This window comes from Enterobacter sp. PTB, assembly GCF_051130085.1.
Taxonomy (GTDB): Bacteria; Pseudomonadota; Gammaproteobacteria; order Enterobacterales; family Enterobacteriaceae; genus Enterobacter; species Enterobacter ludwigii.
Window position 1 is genome coordinate 22239 of sequence record NZ_JBDKEE010000036.1, and the last position, 6798, is coordinate 29036.

The window sequence follows — 6798 nt, forward strand, 5'->3', positions numbered from 1 at the left end:
AATGACCGAACTGAAGAACGATCGTTATCTGCGTGCGCTGCTGCGCCAGCCCGTTGATGTCACCCCGGTGTGGATGATGCGCCAGGCGGGGCGCTATCTGCCAGAGTACAAAGCCACGCGTGCGCAGGCGGGTGATTTTATGTCGCTGTGCAAAAATGCCGAGCTGGCCTGCGAAGTGACGCTCCAGCCGCTGCGCCGCTACCCGCTGGATGCCGCTATTCTCTTTTCGGACATTCTGACCATTCCGGATGCCATGGGCCTTGGGCTCTATTTCGAAACCGGTGAAGGTCCGCGTTTCACCTCCCCGATCAAAAGCAAAGCCGACGTTGATAAGCTGCCGGTACCGGATCCTGAGCAGGAGCTGGGGTATGTGATGAACGCCGTGCGCACAATTCGCCGTGAACTGAAAGGCGAAGTGCCGCTGATTGGCTTCTCAGGCAGCCCGTGGACGCTGGCGACCTATATGGTGGAAGGTGGCAGCAGCAAAGCCTTTACCGTCATTAAAAAGATGATGTACGCGGAGCCACAGGCGCTGCATACGCTGCTCGACAAGCTGGCGAAGAGCGTCACACTCTATCTTAACGCGCAGATTAAAGCAGGTGCGCAGTCGGTGATGATTTTCGATACCTGGGGCGGCGTGCTGACCGGGCGCGATTACCAGCAGTTCTCGCTGTATTACATGCATAAAATCGTCGATGGCCTGCTGCGTGAAAACGAAGGTCGCCGGGTGCCGGTGACGCTGTTCACCAAAGGCGGTGGGCAGTGGCTGGAAGCCATGGCCGCAACCGGCTGTGACGCGTTGGGTCTCGACTGGACAACCGATATTGCCGATGCGCGCCGTCGCGTGGGTGACAAAGTGGCGCTGCAGGGCAACATGGACCCGTCTATGCTCTATGCTCAGCCTGCCCGTATTGAGGAAGAGGTGGCCTCCATTCTTGCTGGTTTCGGCCAGGGCGAAGGACACGTGTTCAACCTCGGGCACGGTATTCATCAGGATGTACCGCCAGAACACGCTGGCGCGTTTGTGGAGGCGGTGCACCGACTTTCTGCACATTATCATCAGTAAGGAGTGGTTATGGATCTCGCGTCATTACGCGCTCAACAGATAGAACTGGCCTCATCCGTGATCCGCGAGGATCGTCTGGACACAGACCCGCCGCAGTACATTGGCGGAGCAGATGTGGGGTTTGAGCAGGGAGGTGAAGTGACGCGGGCGGCAATGGTGCTGCTGAAATATCCCTCGCTGGAACTGGTGGAGTACAAGGTGGCGCGTATCGCCACCACCATGCCGTACATTCCTGGCTTTCTCTCATTCCGTGAATATCCCGCGCTGCTGGCAGCGTGGGAGCAACTCTCGCAAAAACCCGACCTGCTGTTTGTCGACGGCCATGGTATCTCTCATCCGCGCCGCTTAGGCGTCGCCAGCCATTTTGGGCTGCTGGTGGATGTCCCCACCATCGGTGTGGCTAAAAAACGTCTGTGCGGTGCGTTTGAGCCGCTCTCCGCCGAGCCAGGCGCGCTGGCACCTCTCATCGATAAGGGTGAGCAACTGGCGTGGGTCTGGCGCAGTAAAGCGCGTTGTAACCCCCTGTTTATCGCCACCGGGCATCGGGTGAGCACGGACAGTGCGCTGGCTTGGGTGCAGCGCTGCATGAAAGGGTATCGCTTACCGGAGCCCACCCGCTGGGCTGATGCCGTAGCGTCAGGGCGTCCGGCTTTTACGCGTTGGCAAGAAATTCAGTGATGATTCAGGTAAACTGCGGCTAATTTTCGATTCGAGACCTCATCATGCTACAAAACCCGATTCATCTGCGCCTTGAGAAGCTGGAAAGCTGGCAGCACGTGACTTTTATGGCTTGCCTGTGCGAGCGCATGTATCCCAACTATGCCGCGTTCTGCAAGCAGACAGGCTTTGGTGAAGGGCAGATTTATCGCCGCATCCTGGATTTAATCTGGGAGACGCTGACGGTCAAAGACGCTAAGGTGAACTTCGACTCTCAGCTTGAAAAGCTTGAAGAGGCGATCCCGGCTGCGGATGACTACGACCTGTATGGTGTCTATCCGGCCATTGATGCCTGCGTGGCATTAAGCGAACTGATTCATTCCCGTCTGAGCGGTGAAACCCTGGAGCATGCTATCGAAGTCAGCAAGGCATCCATTACGACCGTCGCGATGCTGGAAATGACCCAGGAAGGTCGGGAAATGACCGACGAAGAGCTGCGAGTGAACCCCGCGGTTGAGCAGGAATGGGATATCCAGTGGGAAATTTTCCGCCTGCTGGCAGAGTGTGAAGAACGCGATATTGAGCTGATAAAAGGGCTCCGTGCGGACTTACGTGAGGCTGGTGAGAGCAATATTGGTATAATTTTTAACCAATGAGACAACAAAACTTGATATAACGCTCGTTTTGTCGCTCCTCGACTCTTCCCTTTCGCCCCTTGTCTGGTCTACATTTGGGGGGCGAAAAAAAGTGGCTATCGGTGCGTGTATGCAGGAGAGTGCTTTTTTGGCATTTTCGTCGCACTCGATGCTTAGCAAGCGATAAACACATTGAAAGGATAACTTATGAACAAGACTCAACTGATTGATGTAATTGCGGACAAGGCTGATCTGTCTAAAGTGCAGGCTAAAGCTGCTCTGGAATCTACCCTGGCTGCTATTACTGAGTCTCTGAAAGAAGGTGATGCTGTACAACTGGTTGGTTTCGGTACCTTCAAAGTGAACCACCGCGCTGAGCGTACTGGCCGCAACCCGCAGACCGGTAAAGAAATCAAAATCGCCGCAGCTAACGTGCCGGCATTTGTTTCTGGTAAAGCACTGAAAGACGCTGTTAAGTAAGACGCGTGGCAGTGAACAGTTTTAACGAAGGGGCGGCAACGCCCCTTTTGTCTGTCTGGCGCGGTCTTTTCGCGCTGGCGGGCGTGATGTTTCTGTCCGCCTGTAGCCACGACACCTCTCTGCCACCGTTTACCGCCAGCGGCTACGCTGACAACCAGGGTGCGGTGAGGATCTGGCGCAAAGATTCTGGCGGCGAAGTGCATCTGCTTTCTGCTTTCAGTCCGTGGCATAACGGCAATACGTCGACCGCGGAGTATCGCTGGCAGGGCGATGACCTGTCGCTGATAGAACTGAATGTCTACAGCAAGACCCCCGAACATGTGAAAGTGCGTTTTGATGACCATGGCGAGCTGAGCTTTATGCAGCGGGAAGTCAGCGGTCAAAAACAGCAGCTTTCCAGCGATCAAGTCGCACTCTATCGTTATCGTGCCGAACAAATCCGCCAGACCAGCGATGCGCTGCGTCAGGGACGCGTTGTGCTGCGCCAGGGGCGCTGGCATGCCGATGGCACGGTAACCACCTGCGAAGGGCAAACCGTTAAGCCTGAGCTTGAAGCCTGGGCAACCGAACATATTGAGCGCCGTCAGCGTCATTCATCCATGGAAGTGAGTGTGGCGTGGCTGGAAGCGCCGGAAGGTTCTCAACTGCTGCTGGTCGCGAACGAAGACTTCTGCACCTGGCAGCCGACAGAAAAGAGTTTTTGAGTGGCGTCCCCTCTCCCTGACGGGAGAGGGGCTGGCTGAAGTATTACTCGCCCTGCTCACGCGCAATTGCGCGATAACCGATATCCTGGCGGCTAAAGCTACCGTTCCAGTGAATATCTGCCATCAGCGCATAGGCACGCTTCTGTGCTTCTGCAACGGTGTGACCCAGTGCGGTCGCACACAGTACACGGCCGCCATTGGTCAGCACGCGATCGTCGTCAGACAGCTTCGTGCCGGCGTGGAATACCTTCGCGCCTTCTACTTCTTCCAGCGGTAAACCGTGAATCTCATCACCGGTATTGTAATTACCCGGATAACCCCCCGCAGCAATCACCACGCCCAGAGAAGCACGTTCATCCCACTCAGACGTTTTCTCATCCAGCTTACCTTCACAGGCGGCAAGACACAGTTCCACCAGGTCAGATTTCATGCGCAGCATGATTGGCTGCGTTTCCGGATCGCCGAAGCGGCAGTTGAACTCAATCACCTTCGGATTGCCCTGCTTGTCGATCATCAGGCCTGCATAGAGGAAACCGGTGTAAGTATTACCTTCGGCAGCCATGCCTTTGACGGTTGGCCAGATAATGCGGTCCATGGTGCGCTGATGCACTTCGTCAGTGACCACAGGGGCAGGGGAGTAAGCGCCCATACCGCCGGTGTTCGGCCCGGTATCTGCATTGCCAACGCGTTTATGATCCTGGCTGGTGGCCATCGGCAGAACATGCTCGCCGTCGACCATCACGATAAAGCTCGCCTCTTCACCGTCAAGGAACTCTTCAATCACGATGCGATGGCCCGCATCGCCAAAGGCGTTGCCTGCCAGCATATCCTGAACCGCGGCTTCGGCTTCCTCGAGCGTCATCGCCACGATAACGCCTTTACCGGCGGCCAGACCGTCGGCTTTGATAACGATAGGCGCACCTTTTTCACGTAAGTAAGCCAGGGCTGGCTCTACTTCGGTGAAATTCTGATATTCCGCCGTCGGGATGTTATGACGTGCGAGGAAATCTTTGGTGAAGGCTTTCGAACCTTCCAGCTGTGCAGCCCCTTCCGTTGGGCCGAAGATTTGCAGGCCAGCAGCCCGGAAGGCGTCAACGACGCCAATCACCAGCGGCGCTTCCGGACCCACGATGGTCAGATCGATTTTCTCCTGCTGAGCAAAGCTCAACAGGGCCGGGATATCGGTCACGCCGATAGCGACGTTCTGTAACGTGGGTTCCAGCGCAGTACCGGCATTACCCGGTGCCACAAAGACGGTTTTTACCTGCGGCGACTGGGCCGCTTTCCACGCCAGAGCGTGCTCGCGCCCGCCATTACCAATGACTAATACTTTCATTTTCTGCTCCGTGGATTAATGGCGGAAGTGACGCATGTCGGTGAAGATCATCGCAATGCCGTGTTCGTCAGCAGCGGCAATGACTTCGTCGTCACGGATTGAGCCGCCAGGCTGGATAACACAGGTAATGCCCACTGCCGCAGCAGCGTCGATACCGTCACGGAACGGGAAGAAGGCGTCAGAGGCCATTGCCGAGCCTTTCACTTCCAGACCTTCATCGGCCGCTTTGATACCGGCAATTTTCGCGGAGTAAACGCGGCTCATCTGGCCTGCGCCTATTCCGATGGTCATGTTCTCTTTTGCATAGACAATCGCGTTGGATTTCACGAACTTCGCAACCTTCCAGCAGAACAGCGCGTCACGCAGTTCCTGCTCGGTAGGCTGGCGTTTCGTCACGACGCGCAGATCGCCCGCGGTAACCATGCCCAGATCGCGATCCTGAACCAGCAGACCGCCGTTCACGCGTTTGAAGTCCAGACCCGGTACGCGCTCATCCCACTGGCCACACACCAGTACGCGCACGTTCTGTTTTGCCGCGGTGATTTTCAGGGCTTCGTCGGATGCAGAAGGAGCGATGATCACTTCGACAAACTGACGGGAGATGATGGCCTGTGCTGTGTCAGCGTCCAGCTCGCGGTTGAAGGCGATAATGCCGCCGAATGCGGAGGTTGGGTCGGTTTTATACGCGCGATCATAGGCGTCGAGAATGGAGGTGCTTACCGCTACGCCACATGGGTTCGCGTGCTTCACGATTACGCAGGCGGGTTCACTGAACGCTTTCACGCACTCGAGCGCTGCATCGGTGTCAGCGATGTTGTTATAGGAGAGTGCCTTGCCCTGAACCTGCTGTGCGGTCGCAACAGAGGCTTCTTTTACCTCTTCTTCTATATAGAAGGCAGCCTGCTGGTGGCTGTTCTCTCCGTAACGCATATCCTGCTTCTTAATGAAGTTCAGGTTCAGCGTACGCGGGAAGCGGCCGGAAGGTTCAGTGCTTTCGCCATGATAAGCAGGCACCAGGCTACCGAAGTAGTTGGCGATCATGCTGTCGTACGCGGCGGTGTGCTCGAATGCTTTGATGGCGAGGTCGAAACGCGTCTCCAGCGTCAGCGACCCTTCGTTGGCATCCATCTCATTAATAATGGTGTTGTAGTCGCTGCTCTTCACCACGATGGCAACATCTTTATGGTTCTTAGCCGCTGAGCGCACCATGGTTGGGCCGCCGATATCAATGTTTTCGACGGCGTCTTCCAGAGAGCAGCCTTCGCGGGCAACGGTCTGCGCGAACGGGTAGAGGTTAACGACGACCATGTCGATTGGCGCGATATCATGCTTTTCCATAATGCCGTCGTCCTGGCCGCGACGACCAAGAATACCGCCGTGGACCTTCGGGTGCAGGGTCTTGACGCGTCCATCCATCATTTCCGGAAAACCGGTGTAATCGGACACTTCGGTTACCGGCAGACCTTTCTCTGCTAACAGGCGAGCGGTACCACCTGTAGAAAGCAGCTCCACACCGCGTGCAGAAAGTGCCTGAGCGAATTCGACGATACCGGCTTTATCAGAAACACTGAGCAGAGCGCGGCGGACTGAACGACGTTGTTGCATGGTAAATCCCCTGGATTTCACGATTACAGAGAGCGTTAGATGAATTTTCCAGCGAAAAACTCATCTAACACACCTGACGAGGCATCCTTGTTAAGCGCGAGCATTTTAACGAAAACGTTTGCGCAACGCTCGCGAATTTTCACTTTTTCGTATCTCTGTGGATAAGTCTGTGTGTAAAAGGGTATAAGGCGGGGTTTTGCTGGGGAATGCAGCAGTCAGTCATTTTTCTGTCATTTAGCGGTTGCGGCCTGCAGAGAACTCCCTATAATGCGCCTCCATCGACACGGCAGATGTGAATCACTTCACAGTTAACCC

The 6798-nt window shown here is 55.8% G+C and carries 7 protein-coding genes; 5 read left to right on the forward strand and 2 right to left on the reverse strand.

All coding sequences use genetic code 11. The annotated features are described in order from the left end of the window. Nucleotide 1 precedes the first annotated feature (1 nt). From hemE to AAIR21_RS25040, 5 genes are all read left to right on the forward strand, one after another. Complete coding sequence (gene hemE, locus AAIR21_RS25020) at nt 2–1066, forward strand: uroporphyrinogen decarboxylase (protein ID WP_020882986.1); 1065 nt, start codon at nt 2–4, stop codon at nt 1064–1066. Between the two features lie 9 nt (nt 1067–1075). Further along, a complete protein-coding gene (gene nfi / locus AAIR21_RS25025; RefSeq protein ID WP_025206412.1) occupies nt 1076–1744 on the forward strand; it encodes a deoxyribonuclease V in 669 nt (222 codons plus the stop codon). A gap of 44 nt (nt 1745–1788) precedes the next feature. Then, complete coding sequence (locus AAIR21_RS25030; RefSeq protein ID WP_014168169.1) at nt 1789–2379, forward strand: YjaG family protein; 591 nt, start codon at nt 1789–1791, stop codon at nt 2377–2379. A gap of 186 nt (nt 2380–2565) precedes the next feature. Continuing rightward, nucleotides 2566–2838, forward strand: a complete 273-nt coding sequence (hupA, locus tag AAIR21_RS25035) for a nucleoid-associated protein HU-alpha (protein ID WP_002445246.1) — start codon at nt 2566–2568, stop codon at nt 2836–2838. An 11-nt stretch (nt 2839–2849) separates the two neighbouring features. After that, nucleotides 2850–3542 carry a DUF1481 domain-containing protein gene (locus tag AAIR21_RS25040; RefSeq protein WP_020882988.1) on the forward strand — a complete coding sequence of 231 codons (693 nt, stop codon included), beginning with the start codon at nt 2850–2852 and terminating at the stop codon, nt 3540–3542. A gap of 43 nt (nt 3543–3585) precedes the next feature. Here AAIR21_RS25040 and purD read toward each other — a convergent pair whose 3' ends face one another. Continuing rightward, nucleotides 3586–4878, reverse strand: a complete 1293-nt coding sequence (gene purD / locus AAIR21_RS25045) for a phosphoribosylamine--glycine ligase (RefSeq protein WP_020882989.1) — start codon at nt 4876–4878, stop codon at nt 3586–3588. A 15-nt stretch (nt 4879–4893) separates the two neighbouring features. Continuing rightward, a complete protein-coding gene (gene purH / locus AAIR21_RS25050; RefSeq protein ID WP_079231508.1) occupies nt 4894–6483 on the reverse strand; it encodes a bifunctional phosphoribosylaminoimidazolecarboxamide formyltransferase/IMP cyclohydrolase in 1590 nt (529 codons plus the stop codon). Nucleotides 6484–6798 lie beyond the last annotated feature (315 nt).